At 63.3% G+C, this 19,134-nt stretch carries 15 protein-coding genes and 3 pseudogenes; 9 read left to right on the forward strand and 9 right to left on the reverse strand.

Annotation, left to right across the window (positions count from 1 at the left end):
- The first annotated feature begins 163 nt into the window (after positions 1-163).
- The 4 genes from EN853_RS25040 to EN853_RS25055 all read left to right on the forward strand — a co-directional run bounded on the left by EN853_RS25040 (position 164) and on the right by EN853_RS25055 (position 4,145).
- Positions 164-1,390: an ROK family transcriptional regulator gene (locus EN853_RS25040; protein ID WP_127861852.1), complete on the forward strand. Its 1,227-nt coding sequence runs from the start codon at positions 164-166 to the stop codon at positions 1,388-1,390.
- Between the two features lie 2 nt (positions 1,391-1,392).
- Positions 1,393-1,839: an RbsD/FucU domain-containing protein gene (locus EN853_RS25045; protein ID WP_127861851.1), complete on the forward strand. Its 447-nt coding sequence runs from the start codon at positions 1,393-1,395 to the stop codon at positions 1,837-1,839.
- Entirely contained in the window at positions 1,836-2,759 is a 924-nt protein-coding gene (locus tag EN853_RS25050) for a carbohydrate kinase (protein ID WP_127861850.1), read from the forward strand. Before EN853_RS25045 ends, EN853_RS25050 begins: the two co-directional genes overlap by 4 nt.
- A gap of 243 nt (positions 2,760-3,002) precedes the next feature.
- A complete protein-coding gene (locus tag EN853_RS25055) occupies positions 3,003-4,145 on the forward strand; it encodes a DegT/DnrJ/EryC1/StrS aminotransferase family protein (RefSeq protein ID WP_127861849.1) in 1,143 nt (380 codons plus the stop codon).
- Between the two features lie 77 nt (positions 4,146-4,222).
- Here the strand turns inward: EN853_RS25055 and EN853_RS25060 are convergent.
- Positions 4,223-4,361 (reverse strand): annotated as a pseudogene (locus EN853_RS25060) (carbohydrate ABC transporter permease); the annotation flags it as partial.
- Positions 4,362-4,468: 107 nt separating this feature from the next.
- A pseudogene (locus tag EN853_RS25065) lies at positions 4,469-4,652 on the reverse strand (CopG family transcriptional regulator); the annotation flags it as partial.
- 178 nt (positions 4,653-4,830) lie between these two features.
- Between EN853_RS25065 and EN853_RS25070 the strand changes: the two are divergent.
- Positions 4,831-5,892: a DUF977 family protein gene (locus EN853_RS25070; protein WP_127861848.1), complete on the forward strand. Its 1,062-nt coding sequence runs from the start codon at positions 4,831-4,833 to the stop codon at positions 5,890-5,892.
- A gap of 38 nt (positions 5,893-5,930) precedes the next feature.
- Positions 5,931-6,416 (forward strand): annotated as a pseudogene (locus tag EN853_RS34775) (hypothetical protein); the annotation flags it as partial.
- Positions 6,417-6,506: 90 nt separating this feature from the next.
- Here EN853_RS34775 and cysQ read toward each other — a convergent pair.
- Genes cysQ through cysD form a run of 3 tightly spaced genes read right to left on the reverse strand, consistent with a single transcriptional unit; the run spans position 6,507 to position 10,151 of the window.
- Positions 6,507-7,295, reverse strand: coding sequence for a 3'(2'),5'-bisphosphate nucleotidase CysQ (cysQ, locus tag EN853_RS25075; RefSeq protein ID WP_167524593.1), 789 nt, complete (start codon positions 7,293-7,295; stop codon positions 6,507-6,509).
- Between the two features lie 10 nt (positions 7,296-7,305).
- Positions 7,306-9,243 carry a sulfate adenylyltransferase subunit CysN gene (cysN, locus tag EN853_RS25080; RefSeq protein WP_145971657.1) on the reverse strand — a complete coding sequence of 646 codons (1,938 nt, stop codon included), beginning with the start codon at positions 9,241-9,243 and terminating at the stop codon, positions 7,306-7,308.
- 2 nt (positions 9,244-9,245) lie between these two features.
- Positions 9,246-10,151, reverse strand: a complete 906-nt coding sequence (cysD, locus tag EN853_RS25085; protein ID WP_127861845.1) for a sulfate adenylyltransferase subunit CysD — start codon at positions 10,149-10,151, stop codon at positions 9,246-9,248.
- 452 nt (positions 10,152-10,603) lie between these two features.
- On the opposite strand from cysD, the gene EN853_RS25090 reads away from it, so the two are divergent.
- The gene (locus EN853_RS25090) at positions 10,604-11,896 is read left to right on the forward strand and encodes an O-antigen ligase family protein (protein WP_127861844.1); all 1,293 of its coding nucleotides are present in this window, start codon (positions 10,604-10,606) and stop codon (positions 11,894-11,896) included.
- The gene (locus EN853_RS25095; RefSeq protein ID WP_127861843.1) at positions 11,893-12,834 is read left to right on the forward strand and encodes an NAD-dependent epimerase/dehydratase family protein; all 942 of its coding nucleotides are present in this window, start codon (positions 11,893-11,895) and stop codon (positions 12,832-12,834) included. The genes EN853_RS25090 and EN853_RS25095 overlap by 4 nt, the downstream gene beginning before the upstream one ends.
- On the opposite strand, the gene EN853_RS25100 is transcribed toward EN853_RS25095, so the two are convergent.
- The 4 genes from EN853_RS25100 to EN853_RS25115 all read right to left on the reverse strand — a co-directional run bounded on the left by EN853_RS25100 (position 12,822) and on the right by EN853_RS25115 (position 17,907).
- Entirely contained in the window at positions 12,822-13,316 is a 495-nt protein-coding gene (locus EN853_RS25100; protein WP_127861893.1) for a sugar transferase, read from the reverse strand. The two genes, EN853_RS25095 and EN853_RS25100, sit on opposite strands and share 13 nt — an antisense overlap.
- Positions 13,317-13,402: 86 nt before the next feature.
- Complete coding sequence (locus EN853_RS25105; protein WP_167524589.1) at positions 13,403-15,412, reverse strand: nucleoside-diphosphate sugar epimerase/dehydratase; 2,010 nt, start codon at positions 15,410-15,412, stop codon at positions 13,403-13,405.
- A 255-nt stretch (positions 15,413-15,667) separates the two neighbouring features.
- Positions 15,668-16,786, reverse strand: coding sequence for a glycosyltransferase (locus tag EN853_RS25110; protein ID WP_127861842.1), 1,119 nt, complete (start codon positions 16,784-16,786; stop codon positions 15,668-15,670).
- Complete coding sequence (locus tag EN853_RS25115) at positions 16,783-17,907, reverse strand: glycosyltransferase family 1 protein (protein WP_127861841.1); 1,125 nt, start codon at positions 17,905-17,907, stop codon at positions 16,783-16,785. Before EN853_RS25115 ends, EN853_RS25110 begins: the two co-directional genes overlap by 4 nt.
- Positions 17,908-18,097: 190 nt before the next feature.
- On the opposite strand from EN853_RS25115, the gene EN853_RS25120 reads away from it, so the two are divergent.
- Entirely contained in the window at positions 18,098-19,126 is a 1,029-nt protein-coding gene (locus tag EN853_RS25120; RefSeq protein ID WP_127861891.1) for a glycosyltransferase family 2 protein, read from the forward strand.
- The last annotated feature ends 8 nt before the right edge of the window (positions 19,127-19,134 follow it).

Here is a 19,134-nt window from a genome sequence, read left to right on the forward strand (position 1 = left end):
TCAAGCGCATCCAACCATTTTTCCCAGCGTGGACGCTACCTCAAAAGACACCAGTCCGGGGCGTCTGTCAATAATTAAATCACTCTTATTTATTATTGACAGACTTGCGCCGTTCACTCATTCTGAACGAAAAGCAGTGTGGGGAAACCGACGGAGGAACAGGGTGGAGACCGGCATTGCGAGGCACGGTACGCCCGAGGCTTTGGAGCGCCGCCTGCATCGCGGCACGAACCAGAGCGGCATGCGCGACCACAATGAACGGCTGGTGCTGTCACTGGTGCGCCAGCATGGCAGCCTCGCCAAATCCGACATTGCGCGCATGACCGGACTGTCCGCGCAGACGGTATCGGTCATCATGCGCGAGCTCGAGGACGACAAGCTGCTTGTCCGCCAGGCGCCGCTGCGCGGTAAGATCGGTCAACCGTCGATCCCGATGGCGCTCAACCCGGAAGGCGCCTTCTTCATTGGCCTCAAGATCGGCCGCCGCAGCGCCGAACTGGTGCTGATCGACTTCCTCGGCAATGTGCGCTCGATGCTGCACAATTCCTATCGCTATCCGGCGCCGCGCGAGACGGTCGAGTTCGTCACCGCCGGCATCAAGAAGATGCGCGGCGAACTGACGCCGGCACAGGACAAGCGCATTGCCGGGCTCGGCATCGCCATGCCTTTCGAGCTCTGGAGCTGGGCCGATACGGCCGGCGCGCCGCGCGAGATCATGGACGAATGGCGCCATCGCGATATCCGCGCCGACATCCAGATGCAGTGCGAGTTTCCGGTCTACCTGCAGAACGACGCCACGTCGGCCTGCGGTGCGGAACTCGTCTTCGGCCAGGCCGGAGCCGCGCGCGACTTCGTCTATTTCTACATCGGCGCCTTTGCCGGCGGCGGCATCGTGCTCAACGGCCGCCTGTTCGGCGGGCCGACCGGCAATGCCGGCGCGCTGGGTTCGATGCCGGTGCCGGGGCCGGACGGCAAGCCGACGCAGCTGATCGACGTCGCATCGATCGCCATGCTGGAAAAAGCGCTCAGCGCCAAGGGCGTCGACGGCTCGTATCTCTGGACATCGCCGCAGGATTGGGGCGACATTGGCGCAGACCTCGACGACTGGATCGCCAGCGCCTCGCAGGCGCTCGCCTATGCGATCGTCGCGGCCTCCTCGGTCATCGATTTCGAAGCGGCTGTTATCGACGGCTGGATGCCCCTCACGGTGCGGCGGCGACTCGTCGATGCGGTCACGGACGCCATCGCAGGCATCGATGCCGAGGGACTGAAACTGCCCATCGTGCGCGAAGGAACCGTAGGCATCCACGCGCGGGCGCTAGGTGGTGCCAGCCTGCCGTTGTCGGAACGCTTCCTGATCGGATCGACCACGATTTCCAGGAGCGCCTGACCATGCTGATCGGCATCCCGTCGCTGCTTGGCCCGCAACTTCTGGCGACGCTCAGGGCCATGGGCCATGGCGACGAGATCGCCATCGTCGACGGCAATTATCCCGCCGAGGAACAGGCGCGCAGGCTGATCCGCGCCGACGGCCATCACGTCATTCCGGTGCTCGACGCCGTCTTGAGCGTGCTGCCGGTGGACGAGGCGGTGCCGCAGGCTTTGTTCCGCGCCTCGGTCAAAGGCGATCCGGCGCTTGCCGATCCCGTGCATCGCGAGATGGAAGCGGTCTGCGCGAAACGTGCGCCGGGCCACAAGGTGATTGCGCTGGCCGGCGCCGACTTCTATGCACGAGTCAAGGCCGCGCATGCGATCGTGGCGACCAGCGAACCCAGGCTCTACGCCAACATCATCATCCGCAAGGGCGTGATCCATCCGCCGGAGACCGACAAGACATGATCCTTTGTTGTGGCGAAGCCCTGATCGACATGCTGCCGCGCACGACGAGCGAAGGCGAAGCGGCCTTCGCGCCCTATGTCGGCGGGGCCGTGTTCAACACCGCAATCGCGCTTGGGCGGCTGGGCGCCCCGGCGGGCTTCTTCTCCGGCCTTTCCTCCGACCTTTTCGGCAGCCAGCTCCGCGAGGCGCTAGGGGCGAGCAAGGTGAGCTCGACCTATGCGCACACCTCGCCGAGGCCCACGACGCTCGCCTTCGTGCGGCTCGACAACGGCCAGGCGACCTACACATTCTACGACGAAAACACCGCCGGCCGCATGCTCACCATCGAGGACCTGCCGAAGCTTGGCGCCGAGATCGAGGCGATGCTGTTCGGCGCTATCAGCCTTATCTCGGAGCCCGCAGGATCCGCCTATGAAGAGTTCATGCGGCGCGAGCACGGGAGCCGGGTGATGATGCTCGACCCCAACATCCGGCCGAACTTCATCCCGGACAAGGCCAAGCATCTGAGGCGTGTCCGCGAGATGATGGCGATGGCCGACATCGTCAAACTGTCGGACGAGGACCTCAACTGGTTCGACGAAGCGGGCTCGCATGAGGATGTCGTGCGCAACTGGCTGGATCGCGGACCCAAGCTGATTGTCGTCACGCACGGCAGCGAAGGCGCGGTAGGTTACAGCAAGGAGCATAAGGTCACCGTCGTGCCGCAGAAGGTGAAGGTGGTCGACACGGTCGGCGCAGGCGACACCTTCAATGCCGGCATCCTCGCCTCGCTGCACGAGCAGGGCCTGCTCACCAAGGCCGCGATCGGCGACCTTTCCGAGGACGCGATCCGCAACGCGTTGGAACTGGGCGCAAAGGCGGCTGCGGTGACAGTGTCGCGAGCCGGCGCCAACCCACCCTGGCAGCACGAAATCGCCTAATCAGCTGTCCGAGGGCCCCTGCCCGGCCGATCACTTTATGTTTCCGAAGGCCGGAACAGCGAGATAAAAGGCTCCGGGAACGGGCCCGGAAGCCCGGTTTTCCGGCTTCTTCTGGCAATACGCCGGCAAAAGACGGTAACGGGCTGCGACACTTGCGCAATTCGCCTCGGTCGTGGCCGGCTTTTTCAGCCATGCCAAGTCTGGTACCAGCGGGCCGGTTTACTGGCAGCATTTGAGGCCGACATGCAATTCATCGATCTTGGCGCGCAGCGCGAACGCATCCGCGACCGGCTGAAGGCCGCAATCGACCGTGTGGTCGAAGACGGCCGTTATATCCTCGGCCCGCAGGTCACCGAATTCGAGAACAAGCTCGCGGCTTACGTCGGCGTCAAGCATGTGGTGGCCTGCGCCAACGGCACCGATGCGCTGCTTCTGCCGCTGTTTGCCGCCGGCATCGGTCCGGGCGACGCGGTGTTCGTGCCGAGCTTCACCTTCGCCGCGACCGCCGAAGTGGTGGCGCTCGCCAAGGCCGAGCCTGTCTTCGTCGACGTCGATCCCGACACCTACAATATCGACATCGCAAGCCTCGAGGCGGCGATCGAGATGATCAAGAAGGAAGGCCGGCTGAAGCCGAAGGCGGTCATCCCGGTCGACCTGTTCGGCCTTGCCGCGGACTACGATGCGATCATGGCGATCGCCAAGCGCGAGAACCTGCTGGTGATCGAAGATGCCGCCCAGTCGATGGGCGGCTCCGCCGAGGGCACGATGTGCGGCGCCTTCGGCCATGTCGGCTCGACCAGCTTCTATCCGGCGAAGCCCCTTGGCTGCTACGGTGACGGCGGCGCGATGTTCACCAATGACGGCGCGCTGGCCGACAAGCTGCGTTCCTTCGCCTTCCACGGCAAGGGCGAGACGCAGTACGACAACGTCCGCGTCGGCATCAATTCGCGCCTCGACACGCTGCAGGCGGCGATCCTGATCGAGAAGCTTGCCATCCTCGACGAAGAGATGGCGGCGCGGCAGGCCGTCGCCGACCGCTATGCCAAGGGGCTTGGCGACATCGTCAAGGCATCACGCAATCTGGGCCATGGCCGCTCGGCCTGGGCGCAATACGCGATCGAGACCCCGAAGCGCGATGGGCTGAAGGCGCATCTGAGCGATAAGGGCATCCCGTCGGTCATCTACTATGTGAAGCCGCTGCACGAGCAAATCGCCTATCGCGACTATCCGCGCACGCCGACCGGCCTCGCCGTCTCGGAAAAGCTGCCGAAGCAGATCCTTTGCCTGCCCATGCACGCCTATCTCGGTGAAGCCGACCAGGACAAGATCATCGAGGCGATCCGCAACTACGTCGGCTCGAATTCGGCGCACGTCGCGGCGGCTTAAAGAGCCCATGGGCGAGATCACGGTCTCGGCGGGCTCCAGCAGTAGGCCGATGACGGCCCCAGCGCCATGATGCCTCAGGCTGTCCCGGTCGTTGTGACGTATTCCGACTGACCGGTACGCGCGTTGAAGTTCGTCAGCGTGGCCGCGAGAAGGTATTCATTCCGGGCAAAAAGCCCCAGTCAGGATCAACGTGACCGCGCGGCCGGGGCTCGCAAGTTGGCCGCTGCGCGCCTTGGCCAGCGCAAGAAGATAGGTATCGGAGACTGGGCTGAGGTCAGGATTTTCGCCGCATCGATATCGCCGGAGCCAACCAGACTCGCATCGTCAAGCGTGAAAGGAGGTGCATCCGGCCGAGGCGACACTAGAGCAATCCCGTTGCGCTGGCCGCCGGCGCAGAGAGCGCCGGGCGAGATCGGTGATGATCTCGCCGACGCTGCGATTCTGCTGCCGGGCCATCGCCTTGGTCGCGATCAAGACGTCGTCATCGATTGCCAGTGTGGTTCTCACATCGCCCTCCTCGGTACGCATCAACTAACACGCATCAAATTGAAGCGGCGACGACCGATACTCAAGTGATACGCGGGGCCGCAACCTGATGAAACACCTTCGTTTGGGTATTTATGGGTCATTTAATGGGTAAAACCATTTCTTGATTTTTTGGGTATTTTTGGGTACATATTTGGGTATGGCTCTGAAGATCGACTCCCTGCAGATAACCCCCGAAATCCTTGCCCTCGTTTCAGAGATTGATGAGTTCAAAGGGGCTTGGCGGGCGCTGGGCACGCTCGCGCCAGAACGCCTATCGGCTCTGCGCCGCGTTGCGACCATCGAAAGCATTGGCTCTTCTACCCGTATCGAAGGCAGTAAGCTTACGGACGCCGAAGTGAAGCGGCTCCTTGCCAACCTCGACATCAAATCCTTCGAAACCCGCGACGAGCAGGAAGTCGCCGGATATGCGCAAGTGATGGAGACGATCTTCTCACATTTCGATGCGATTGATCTGACCGAAAATCACGTCATGCAGCTGCACCGTGACCTGCTAGCGTTCAGCAACAAAGATGAGCGTCATCGCGGCGCGTACAAGACACTGGCAAACAATGTCAGTGCGTTCGATGCCGACGGTAAAGAGATCGGCGTCATCTTCGAAACAGCGACGCCTTTCGACACGCCAAAGCGGATGAAAGAACTTATCGAGTGGACGCGCCGTACGCTCAACGAGCAAAGCCTGCATCCTCTACTCATCATCGCCATCTTCACCGTGGTGTTTTTGGAAATCCACCCATTCCAGGATGGCAATGGGAGGCTCTCGCGCATTCTGACGACGCTCCTGCTGATACGTAGCGGGTATGCGTATGTGGCTTACTCTTCACTTGAAAGCGTGATTGAGAACAGCAAGGAGGGCTACTATCTGGCACTGCGCCAAACCCAGAAAACGATCCGCAGTCCCAAGCCCAACTGGCAGCCTTGGGCCGTTTATTTTCTGCGCGCTCTTCAGCAGCAAAAACGCCGCCTTGAAAAAAAAATCGAGCGCGAACGCCTCGTGCTCGGCGCGCTATCGGAGCTCTCCCTTCAAATCGTTGAAGCGATCAAGGAGCGCGGGCGCATGACCATTGGCGAGATCGTCAATCTGACAGGCGCAAACCGCAACACCGTCAAAAAACATCTGGCCATGTTGGTCGAGGCAAAGCACCTGGCGCAGCATGGAACCAAGAAGGGCACATGGTATAGCAATGGCGAGACCAGCTGACCTTAGCCCTTCTTACGCACGGCGGTGGGGTTCGAGCAGACGGCGGACGCATGACATCGGATGGCGGCGTCCTGCTTCTGGCGGCCGCCGAGCGGCCTTTGCGACTGGCCGCGCGCTTGCGGCTGCGATCCACGTTCAACGAGCGCGGCGGGTGAGGCATGCGATCGCCGACGCGCCCGCATCTTGCGATCGCCTGCGGCTACGAGGATGCCAACGATCCGATCGGCTGCGCACTACCCAGCCTTCAAGCTCGCCTGCCATGATCCTGCGCCCGGCAAGGCCACGACAGGCAAGGAGATCTCCGGCCATCTGCGTCGCCTCGTGCTCCGCATCCGCGCCCGCTGGCCGACCACCCGTATCCTGGTGCCCGGCGACGGCCACTACGGCTGCGCGCAGACGAGAGCGCGACGACATTCGCACTCGACGCGCGCTCAAGCGCAAGCCTGTGCTGCGCGGCTATGCCGAGACCCGCCACAAGGCGAAGTCCTGGAGGGCAGGACGCCGCACCTGCGCGGATCGAGGCGATCGCCACGGGCTTCGACGCACGCTCGTCGTCACCAATCTCGGCGATGTGGTCTGCTCCGTGGTTGAACGGGCCAGCGACGCTATCATGATCAGCTTGGCATGGCGACTTTGCCGCTGGCAATGAAATGCGGGTTGGCGAAATCGCTGTCGCTCACCTGGTTGCGCTTGCCGTAGACGAGTGGCTGGCCGTCTAGCGTGCGGGTCATGCCGCCGGCGGCGCGCAGCACGGCATCGCCGGCCGCCGTGTCCCATTCCATGGTGCGGCCGAAGCGCGGGTAGACGTCGGCCTCGGCGGCGGCGAGCAGGCAGAATTTCAGCGACGAGCCGATCGAGACGATTTCGGCGGCGCCAAGATCGCGGATGAAGGCGTCGGTTTCCGGCGTGTTGTGCGAGCGGCTGGCGACGACGGCCAGCGGCGCGCCCCCTTCGCGCACGGCAATCGGCCGGCGGCCGACAATGCGATAGTCGCTATCGACGTCAATCGATTCAGCCTTGCCCGGCCGTCCGGAGAAAAAGCGTCCCGTGCAAGGCGCGAAGACGACGCCCACTTCCGGCACGCCGTGGCGCACCAGCGCTATGTTGACGGTGAAATCGGTGCGGCGATTGACGAATTCCTTGGTGCCGTCGAGCGGATCGATAAGGAAGAAGGAGCCGTCGAGATCGGGCGTCGCGACGCCCGCCGCAACCTCCTCCTCGGCCACGCAAGGGATGTCGGGATAAGCGGCGCGCAGGCCGGCCAGGATGATCTTCTCGCTTTCGCGGTCAGCCTCCGTCACCGGCGAAGAATCGGACTTTTCATCGACGGCGCAGCCTTCGTGGAAGACGCGCATCACCTCGCGCCCGGCGTCTAGCGCCAGACGCTCGAAGACGCCGAGCATCGCCTCGTCGTCAGATACCGCCGCCATTGTCATACTGCTCTTGGGCAATGTCGCGCTCAGTCAACCAGTGTTCCAGGGCTTCCGCCATCTCCTGCGGGCTCCTGCCGAGCGTCTTGAGATGGATTTCGGGTTTCTCCGGCGCTTCATAAGGAGAATCGACGCCGGTGAAATTCTTGATCTCGCCGCTCAAGGCGCGGGCGTAAAGGCCCTTCGGGTCGCGGCGGGCGCATTCCTCGAACGGCGTGTCGACGAACACCTCGACGAATTCGCCCTCGGCCATCAGCTCGCGCGCCATGCGCCGCTCGGCGGCGAAGGGCGAGATGAAGGAGACGATGACGATCAGGCCGGCATCGGCCATCAGCTTGGCCACTTCGGCGACGCGGCGGATGTTTTCGACGCGATCGGCGTCGGTGAAGCCGAGATCTCGGTTGAGGCCGTGGCGGACATTGTCGCCGTCGAGGATGTAGGTGTGGCGGCCGGACGCAAACAGCTTCTTCTCGAAGAGGTTGGCGATGGTCGACTTGCCCGAGCCCGACAGGCCGGTGAACCAGAACACGGCCGGGCGCTGATTCTTCAGATCGGAGCGGCCGCGCTTGCCGACATCGAGCGACTGCCAGTGGATGTTCTCGGCGCGGCGCAGCGAATGCAGAATCATGCCGGCGCCGACCGTGGCATTGGTGATGCGATCGATCAGGATGAAGGCGCCGGTCGTGCGGTTCTCGGCGAAGTGGTCGAAGGCGATCGGCGCCCGCGTCGAAAGATTGCAGACGCCGACCTCGTTGAGGTCGAGGGACTTCGCCGCCTCATGCGCGAAATCGTTGACGTTGACGCGGTATTTGAGCTCGGTGACAGTGGCGCTGACCTGGTCGGTCTCGGTGCGCAAAATGTAGGAGCGGCCGGGCAGCAGCGCCTGCTCGTCGAACCAGACGATGCTGGCGGCGAACTGGTCGGCGACCTGCGGACGCGCGGTCGGCGAGACCAGCATGTTGCCGCGCGACACCTCGACCTCGTCTTCGAGAACGAGCGTGATGGCCTGGCCGGCCACCGCCTGCTCAAGGTCGCCGCCATGCGCGACGATGCGCTTGACGCGCGAGACCCTGCCCGACTTGGCGACCACGACCTCGTCGCCTTGCGAAACCGTGCCCGAAGCGATGGTGCCGGCAAAACCGCGGAAGTCGAGGTTCGGGCGATTTACATACTGGACGGGGAAGCGGAACGGCAGTTCGACGGCAGCCTCATCGACAGACACGGTTTCCAGATGCTCGATCAGCGACGGTCCGGAATACCAGGGCGTACGCTCCGAGCGGCTGGTGACATTGTCGCCGAAGCGCGCCGACATCGGGATCGACACGACGCTGACGAAGCCCAGGCTTTGCGCGAACGCGCTGTAGTCGGCCACGATGCCGTCGAAGACCGTCTTGTCGAAGCCGACGAGGTCGATCTTGTTGACGGCAAGCACGATGTGGCGGATGCCGAGCAGCGAGGCGATGATCGAGTGGCGCCGGGTCTGGCGCAGCACGCCCTGGCGCGCGTCGATCAGCACGATGGCGAGATCGGCGGTCGAGGCGCCGGTCGCCATGTTGCGCGTGTATTGCTCGTGGCCGGGCGTATCGGCGACGATGAACTTGCGCTTCGGCGTGGCGAAGAAACGGTAGGCGACGTCGATGGTGATGCCCTGCTCGCGCTCGGCCTCCAGCCCGTCGACCAGAAGCGCGAAATCGACGTCGTCGCCTGTGGTGCCGTGCTTGCGCGAATCGCGCTCGAGCGCGGCGAGCTGGTCCTCGAAAATCTGCTTGGTGTCGGAAAGCAGCCGGCCGATCAGCGTCGACTTGCCGTCGTCGACCGAGCCGCAAGTCAGGAAGCGCAGCAGCGACTTCTTTTCCTGCGCGGCCATGTAGTCGCGGATCGAGTCTGTGGGAGCGAGGCTCTTGGCCATGATGTGGCGCATTGTCAGAAATACCCCTCGCGCTTCTTCTTTTCCATGGAGCCCGCCTCGTCGCGATCGATGAGGCGGCCCTGGCGCTCGGACGTGCGGGCGGTCAGCATCTCGCCGACGATGGCCTCCAGCGTATCGGCATCGGATTCGATAGCCCCCGTCAGCGGATAGCAGCCCAACGTGCGAAAGCGCACGAGACGGTTCTCGACCGTTTCGCCGGGGCGCAGTTGCATGCGGTCATCGTCCTTCATGATGAGCATGCCGTCGCGTTCGACAACCGGCCGCTCCTTGGCGAAATAGAGCGGTACGATCGGGATATTCTCCTGCAAGATATACTGCCAGATGTCGAGCTCGGTCCAGTTGGACAGCGGGAAGACGCGGATCGACTCGCCCGCCGCGATGCGGGTGTTGAAGATCTTCCACATTTCCGGCCGCTGGTTCTTCGGATCCCAGGCATGCTGCGCATTGCGGAAGGAAAAGATACGCTCCTTGGCGCGCGACTTCTCCTCATCGCGGCGGGCGCCGCCGAAGGCGGCGTCGAAGCCGTATTTGTCGAGCGCCTGGCGCAGAGCCACCGTCTTCATCACATTGGTGTGGGTGTTGGAGCCGTGATCGAAGGGGTTGATGTTGTCGCGCACGCCGTCCTCGTTGACATGGACGAGCAGGTCGAAGCCGAGCTTCTGCGCCATCTGGTCGCGAAAGGTGATCATCTCGCGGAACTTCCAGGTCGTGTCGACATGCAGGAAGGGAAAAGGCGGCTTGGCGGGATAAAAGGCCTTCATGGCCAGATGCATCAGCACGGAAGAATCCTTCCCGACCGAATAGAGCATCACCGGCTTGGAGAAAGAGGCCGCAACCTCACGGAAGATGTGGATGGATTCGGCCTCGAGCCGCTGCAGATGGGTGAGCGTGATGTTCATGGACTATCGAGCGTTCTTTCGTGCCGGCCAGAACCTTGCAGCAGGCGATAGGCGCGGTTTCCTGAAAACAGCCCGTCAAGCCCTGGACACTTCTCGCGGGCGTTCTAGCAGATCACCATCGCCCATAACAATGCAAGACGCGCGCCGGTCACGGCGCTTCGGGAATGAATTTTCCACGTGGACCCGACAAAGCGGAAAATCCTCCCAGACAGGCTGGGCAATTGAAAGGCGCCGAACAAACCTATTGCATCGATCGGTGAGATTGACTTCCAGCGGCCTTTGACCATGCGCCGATTTTTGACCGAACATCCTTCTGCCGCCCTATCGGAGAGCAGAGCCAGCCGCTATACCGGCGCGGGAAACGGGGCGACGCGCGGTGGAACGCCGTGGAGGGCAGCTGATCGCTGCCTCCGCAGGTCTGCGCACAACCTGGAAGATTGCGAAGCAAGGCATTGAACCCGTTCACATCGCTCCGGCGCCACCTTTCGCCGACACAGATCAACATCTACTTCTCGATCGTCTGCTTCTTCTCGCCGCCTGTGCTGGGATCGCTGGTCAGCTTCGTCTTCAATGGCGGCGCGCTGTGGTCGGTGTTTCTGCTTGCCTTCGGGCGGCGGCAGCTCAACATCGACCGGCCCATGCTCGCCATGACGGTGGCGATCTACGCCTATTGCGCGGCCATTGTGCTGGCTTCAATCGTCAACGGCACGCTGGCGGCAGATCTGCGGTTGTTCCTTCCGCTGCTCACCTTCCTGTTCTTTCCGATCTCCTATTCGACGTGGAGCATCACGGAAAAGACCATGCTTGTGCGCATCGTGGTGCTGGCGAGTGCCGCGGCGTGTTTCGGCGCGCTGCTGCTCGCCGTCATTCAGTATTACTGGGTCGGGGCCAGAGCCGAAGGCGGCGCCGGAAACGCAATCGTATTTGCGACGGTGACCTGCCTTGCCGTGACTATGAGCCTCGCGGGCGCGCTGTCGGGCATCGAGAAGCGCTGGAAGCTGCTGAGCCTTGCAGCACTTGCGGGGACTTTGGCCGTGCTTTATTCGGGCTCCCGCATCATCTGGCTGGCGCTGCTGCTTTCGGGCCTGGTGGTGCTCTTGATCAACCGGCGCGGACTGAGCGGGCTGAAACTTACGCGCCTCGCGCTGATAACCGGCGGGGCCTGCCTGCTGCTCGCCGCGATCGCGTTTCCCGTCATTGCCGATCGCGCTGACTTCCTTTTCAGCGACCTGGATGCGCTGGCCACCAAGAACGACCATACGACGGCGATCGGACTGCGGGTGGCGATGTGGGAGATCGGCGCGAAGGCGTTTCACGATGCTCCGATTTTCGGGCATAGCATCAGCGGCAGCCGGGCGCTGATGAAACAGGGTTTTCACAATCAATTCGGCATGGACGCAGGTTACAACCATTATCACAACGGCTTTCTGACCGCGGCGGTGCAGGCCGGCCTGCTGGGAGCGTTGGCCCTGGCGGCGATCTTCGTCGTCGCGGCCCGGAACGCGGCAAGGGTGCTGCGGCTCGGCACCGACCCGCTGGAACGGTTCGGTGCGACGATGATCATAGTCACGGTGATCACCTATCTCATCGGCGGGCTGACCGGCATCCTGGTCGGCCATGACCTTCTCGATTCGACGCTGATGGTGTTCCTGGTCTCTGGAACCTATCTGGCCTGCGGACGAACGATTTCGCCGAGCGGCAAGAGCGCCGCGGCCATCCCGCCGGCCGCCAGCCAACCGTCATGAAGGTTCTTGTCACCGGCGCGACCGGCTTCATCGGGCAGCGGGTCGTCGAGCGGCTGCAAGAGACCGGATTTGACATTCGGGTCGCTTCCCGCCGGCCGGAACAGCTGCCGGCCGCAGACGATGCCGTCCCACTGCCCGGCACCGATGCTGCTGACGAAGCCTTCCTGGCGGTGATGCGCGGTGTGACGCATGTCGTTCACTGCGCGGCGCTAAACAACGACCGGGACGCCGGCGAAGCCGACTACCGGGCTGCCAACGCGACGCTGACCGGGCGGCTGGCCAAGGCAGCGGCCGCATGTGCCGGCGGGCGCTTCATCTACCTTTCCTCGATCCGCGCCGTGGCCGGCCCCGGCTTCAGTGGCACGATCAATGAGGCGACGCCCCCTGCCCCGCAATGCGCTTATGGCCGCTCCAAGCTCGATGGCGAGATCAGGATGCTCGAGGCTTACGCGCCGGCCGGACGCGCGGATGCCACGGCGCTACGTCTGCCGCCCGTCTATGGCGAAGGCATGAGGGGAAACTTGGCCTCGCTGATGCGGCTTGCCGACACTGCCCTGCCGCTGCCAGCCGGCGCCCTGGCGGGGGTGCGTTCGCTGATCGCGTCCGAAACGGCCGCGAGCGCGGTGCTGCATCTTCTGAGCCGTCTGGGCCCGCTTCGCCCGGCCTATGTCGCAGGCAATGCTTCCCCTCTTGCGATGTCCGAGATCATCACCGCATTTCGGCAAGGTCTCGGCCGTCCGCCGCGCCTTTTGCCTGTGCCGGCCTTGCCTCTTCGGCTGGCGGCAACCCTCTTTGGCAGGCAGGCGTCATGGCAGGCCTTGACCGCGACCCAGATCTGCGATCCGTCACTGCTGGTATCGGAAGGCTGGGCACCGGAGACCGATACGCTCGACCGGCTGCGCGACCTAGCGCGAAAGGAGGCCGGTCAGGCCCGGTAGAACGTGCCCAGCAATATTCTAAGATCGAAGCTGATCGAAGCGGCCTTGACATAGGTGGCGTCGGTCTCGGCGCAGAGTCTTGGGTCGGACATGTCGATGCCCTTGATCTGGGCCAGCCCGGTGATGCCCGGAAGTGCCCCCAGCACGCCCAGCCGCTGCCGATGCCCGATCAACTCCGTCTGCGTCGGCAGGCATGGACGGGGGCCAACAAGGCTCATCTCCCCTTTCAGCACGTTCCAGAGCTGCGGCAGTTCGTCGATCTTGGTTGCGCGCAGCACCTTGCCCGCCGCGGTGACCGACCTGGCCGGCGCCTCGTGCGTGGGCAGGGACGGCGTGCCCCGATGCATGGTGCGCAGCTTGTGGCAGGCAAAGAGAGCACCGTCCCGCCCGACGCGCGGTTGCGAGAAGATGGCCGGTCCGGGCGATGTCGCCCTGACCGCCAGCATGGCGACCAGCACGATTGGCGACGTCGCCGCCAGCATGACGGCCGCGATAATCACGTCGAAAGCCCGCTTTGCCGTCACGGCTTAGATCCGGCGCCGACATAGCGCATTTTGGGCAACATGTATTAGCCGATCTGCCCAGCCGTTTTCGGTACCGCCGGCTCGGCCGCGCCGCCGGCGCCCTCCTGCGTCCGGTACAGCCCCGCCAAGATCGCAAGCGCCGTTGCCTTGTCGCGATCGTGCATCGCGCTCACCAGCGCCGGCAGCGTGGCCTCGATCCTCGGCCATTCCACGACGTCTGACCTGAGGCCGAAGATCTTGGCGGTGTCGAGCTTGACGACCTCTTCGTTCTCGCCATGCAGCGTCTCGTGCAGCTTCTCGCCGGGCCTGATACCGGTGAAGCGGATCGGAATGTCGGTATAGGGACTCTTGCCGGCCATGCGGATCATGGTTTCGGCGACTTCGAGGATCGGCACGGGCTTGCCCATGTCGAGCATGTAGATGGCGTAGTCGTCCCTGCCCTGGCGCTGCTCGGCATCCGCGGCCGACATGATGACAAGGTCGACGGCCTCGGCCACCGTCATGAAATAGCGCGTCATGCGCCGGTCGGTGATGGTGACCGGCCCGCCGGCTTCGATCTGCGCCTGGAAGATGGTCGCCACCGAGCCATTGGAGGCGAAGACATTGCCGAAGCGCACGGCGATGAACTTGGTGCCAGGACGACCGTTCAGCCCGCCGGCATGGAAAAGCGAGGGCGCCGCTTGGGCTTCATGCAGCGAGGAGACGATCTGCTCGGCCGCCCGCTTGGTGGCGCCAAGAACCGAAGTCGGGTCGACAGCCTTGTCGCTGGAAATCAGCAGGAACTGCGGCACCCCGCATTCGGCGGCGACCTCGGCGCAGGCGAGCGTGCCGAAAACATTCGTCTCGATCGCCGCTTCCCAGTTCTCTTCCAAGAGCGGCACGTGTTTCAGCGCCGCGGCGTGAAAGATGATCGAGGGTTTGAACTCGCTGACGAGGCGCATCATGTTGGGCCGGTCGGTGACGTCGACGATGCGGCTGGTCAGCCTGTCGCGGTCCTTCTCGTCGATCATCTGGTCGAGCTGGAAAATGCCGAATTCGGAATTGTCGGCCACCAGCACCGCCTCGGCGCCGAGCTCCAGCGAGCGCTTGACCAGGACACGGCCGATGGAACCGGCGCCGCCCGTGACCAGCACGCGCTTGCCGCCGACGAAGGCGCCGATGCGCGCCGTGTCGGTGGCGACGGCCGAGCGGCGCATGATTGTTTCCATCTCGACCGCGTCGAGAACCAGCTTGCCGCCCTGCCCCAGTTCCGAAAGGCCGGAGAACTGGACGACGGCGATGCCGCTGTGGCGGGCGACGCGCACCAGCTCGGCATAGTCCTCGATCTCGCGCTCGGCCCCGTTGCCGAAGATCAGCAGGTCGAGGTTTTCCGTGCCCTTGACATAGTCCTCCAGCACCTCGACCAGGCGCGGACGGAGCGCCACGACCGGAACGCCCTGGATCTGGGTGCCAAGCGGCGCATCGGCCTCGGTCGCCATGATGCCGGCGATGGCGTATTCGGCCGGCACGGCCGTGCGGGTGAAGCGGACAATCACGTCGGCCTCGCTCAGCCGGCCGATGAACAGCGCCTGCTTGATCGGCGCGTCGCCCGGGGCGCGGCGCAGGATGCGCCAGGAGGCGCCGTCGCGGAGGAAGCGATAATAGAGTCTGGGCGCCGAAATGATGGTGAAGGAGACCAGGAAGAAGACGATGAACTGGCGTTCGTTGAGGCCGGAAACCGGCTGATAGAAGGAGCGGAAGGCAACTGCGGCCAAATAGAGGACCACCGTCAGGCTTCCGCAACCCTTCAGGATGTTGAAGAAATCTGGCGTGGAGGCGAAGCGCCAGACGGTGCTGTAGAGGCCGCTATAGCGAAACAGCAGATGGGCGGTGAGCACGATGACCGCCCAGCAGGCCAGCCCGCCGGAGGAGAAGGCGTCGAAGGACAGCCGCGACTGCGACAGGGTGAGGCTGAGCGCCACAGAAACCAGGACCATTACAAGGTCCTGGACCATGATGATGGCGCGCCGCATCTTCGGTCGGATCCCCGATACGGCTTCTGCATATGCAGTCATTGGGCAGTACTGAACTCCAGGCGCAAGGACACAATTACCAGAACGGCGCCGGATCGACCATCGTCCGCCGCCACTCTGGATTGCAAATCCCCAACCCTGTCACCCGGCTATCGCATTAGCGCGGAGTTTGGGGGACCGCCAGAGGATTTTTGGGAAGCAGGGGCCGTCAGTCGTCCTGGAACCCCTGCAGGCGGCCGGTATCACAGAGCGGCTGGCTCCACATCGCGGCCGGAAAGGCTGCGCTGGACCCGTCGTTCAGCGAACGCGGCCCTCGAGTTGATGGTAAAGCTCGGCATAGGATTTCCCCATCCTTTCGGCGGTGAACAGGCGGGCGTACCGATCGCGCGCGGCTCGTCCCCAGTCCGCCGCCTCGGTCGGTGATTCGATCAACCGGTTGATCGCTTCGGCAAGCCGTGCCGGGTCGGACGGGGGAACCACTAGCCCGGTCTGGCCGGCCTTGTTGACGTAGCTGGTGCCCGTTCCGATTTCGCAGGAGATCATCGGTTTGCCGCACATCGCTGCCTCGACCAGCGAAACCCCGTAGGCCTCCGACCTTTGGTTCGAAGGAAAAACCAGGCCGCGACAATTGTGGAGCAGCGCCATCTTGCGCGGCTCGGCCACCTCGCCGAGGAAAAGCACATTTTCGCGGCGCAATGTCGCGGCCTGTTGCCTGAGCTCCCGTTCGATGGGCCCCGACCCGGCAATGACGATCTTGCACCGCGCCTGACCGGCGGCATGGATCAGAACATCCAGCCCCTTGTAGTAGCGCAGGACGCCGACGAACAGCACGAACGGCTCCGGCACCGTCGCACGGCACCAGTTGATGTCGGCCTCGCCCGGCGGGGGATAGGCGCCCTCGTCGATGCCGATGGGAATGACCTTCGATTTCGCCCTGAACGCCCCGAGAACAGGGCTCGATTCCAGGTAGTTCGGCGATGTCGCCACGATCGCATCGACATCCCCCAGGAAGCGCATCATCAAAGGCCGGTAGAAGGGCAGGATGAGCCTCTGTTTGACGATGTCGGAATGATAGGTGACGACGGCCGGCTTGCCGTGACCGGACTGAAAATGCACCACGTCCATCAGCGGCCAGGGGAAGTGGTAGTGGATCAGGTCGGCCTTGGCCGAGGCGGCCCGGAATTTGCGGAAGACCTCGCGCGAGAATCCGGTCGAGGCCAGCTCGAAATCCAGCCTGGCCTTGGTGGCCAGATGTTCGTCCAGGCGTTTGGTGTTTTCGTCCGGAGCACGGCTCAGCGACAGCACTTCGGTCTCTACGCCGTAAGCCGCCGTGCTTTGAGCGATGGCATGGATCGTCCGCTCCACCCCGCCGAAGCTGTCCGGCCAGTACGTCTTGAAGAAATGCAGGACTTTCAAGCGTCGGTCTTTCGTCTTTGCCGGATGGCCTGCTCGAAGATCCGCAGCATGCCCTTGGCGTAATTCTCCCAGGTGAATCGCCCGGCATTCTCGCGCGCGCCGGCGGCGATCCCGTCCCGGAATTCCGCATCGCTGCAGAGCCGGCCGAATGCGGCTGAGATCGCGGCCGGATCGTTCGGGTCGACGAGGACGGCATTGTCTCCGGCGACTTCGGGCATCGACGAAGTGTTCGACGTCAGCACCGGTTTGCCGAATGACTGCGCCTCGACGATCGGGAACCCGAAACCTTCATAAAGCGACGGCATCGCCAGGAAAAGGCAGTTTGCGTAGAGCGTGGCGAGCACGCGATCGTCGACGAATCCGGTGAATTTGATGTTGGTCTCCCATCCGCCCTCGCGCACCTGGTCGGCCAGGCGCGTCTGCTTCCACCCCTTGCCGCCGACGATGACCAGATCGCAGCCGGAGCGGGTGCCGGCTGGCAGCAGGCCATAGGCCTTGATCAGATTGGCGAGGTTTTTGCGAGGCTCGAGCGTGCCGACAAAAAGCGCGTAGGGCCTGGTTATGCCGAGCGGTTCAAGGCTCGAAACATCCCCGGGAGCCGGCAGCGCGGTCGCTCCGGGGGCGACTGTGCTGACCGGCGATTTCAGCCAGGGGAACGCGCTCATCAACGCGGTCGCTGTTGCTGTCGAATCCGCGACCACGACATCGGCCTTTCGCAAGGCGGGTTTCATCAGAAGGCGCTCGCCGATCAAAGTCCGGGCTCGCATGGTTTCGGGCGCGTGCACCCAGACGAGGTCGTGGATGGTGACAACTCGTGCCATTGTGCTGTCGAGAACGAACGGCAGGCGATGCGATGGGCCCCAGAATACCTCCACGCGGCCGCGCCGAGCCAGGGAGGGCAGCACAGCCTGACCCCAATAGCTTCGCGCGAGGGGTCCCTTGAAGCTGGCAAGCTGCACGGAAACGCCATGCGGAATGTCGTAATGCGCGCTGACAGCATCCGGCGCGTAGACCACGACATCACCACCCTCCGCCGCCAGAGCCTTGATCGCATTGTAGACGAACCGGCCGATTCCATCGGTGGCCGATAAGAGATTCCTGCCGTCGATCCCGATTTTCAATGGTTTCCCCGGAAATGAGCTGAGCGAAGGATTCCGGACATTTGCACCGTGGATAGGAGAGGCGTTGGAGACGCAATGCGCCTGGCGCGTATTGCGAGGCTGGCCCCTAGCATACATCTCGCCAATTCGGTAACGCGAAGGTGGAAAGACAGTCTCGCATGGGGAAAATAGCTTGCGCCTCAGCCTGAGGATGGTAGATGCACGGCTTGTCCAATTTCCACAACTCGAGGGGGATCTTCTGCCAAAGCTGATTATCCAGATTCCTTGCTTCAACGAAGCCGAAACACTGGCGATAGCGCTGAGCGATCTGCCGCGGACCGTCGCAGGCTTCGACAGCGTCGAATGGTTGGTGATCGATGACGGAAGCACGGATGAAACGGTCAGGGTCGCCAGGGAAAACGGCGTCGACCACATCGTCAGGCACACCAGCAATCGCGGTCTCGCCTATGCCTTCATGACGGGTATCGAAGCCTGCCTGGCCCGTGGCGCGGATGTCATCGTCAACACGGATGCCGACAACCAGTACCATGCCGCCGACGTTCCGGCCCTTGTCAATCCGGTGCTTGAAGGGCGCGCGGATATGGTCATCGGCGCCCGGCCGATATCGGAGATAGAACATTTCTCCCCGGTCAAGAAGCTCCTGCAGAAGATCGGCAGCTGGGTGGTTCGGGTCAGCAGTGGCACTGATGTGCAGGACGCCCCGAGTGGATTTCGCGCGATCTCGCGAAATGCCGCGCAGCGGCTGATGGTGTTCAACAACTACACCTACACGCTGGAAACCATTATTCAGGCCGGTCGCAAGAACATGCGCGTGGTTTCGGTGCCGATCCGCGTTAACGGCGATTTACGACCGTCGCGGCTGGTCAAGAGCATTCCATCGTACATAAAGCGATCGATCTTCACCATCGTGCGCATCTTCGTCATCTATCAGCCGGCGCGCTTCTTCGGCATTGTCGCGGCGGTTCTCTTCGGACTTGGTTTCCTGATCGGCCTGCGCTTCCTCTATTTTTATCTGGCTGAAGGTGTCAGCGGTCACGTTCAGTCAGTTGTGTTGGCGGGCGCGCTGATGAGCATGGGCTTCCAGGCCCTTCTTGTCGCCTTTCTGGCCGACGTGATAGCTGCCAATCGCAAGCTTCTCGAAGACATTCGCTACACGCAGCGTTCGACCCAGGGAGATGGCGTCAAGATCCCCACTCGCGATAGAACGAAAGCTGCCTAAGCGAATGA

It is taken from the genome of Mesorhizobium sp. M1C.F.Ca.ET.210.01.1.1 (genome assembly GCF_004791585.1).
Classification (GTDB): Bacteria; Pseudomonadota; Alphaproteobacteria; order Rhizobiales; family Rhizobiaceae; genus Mesorhizobium.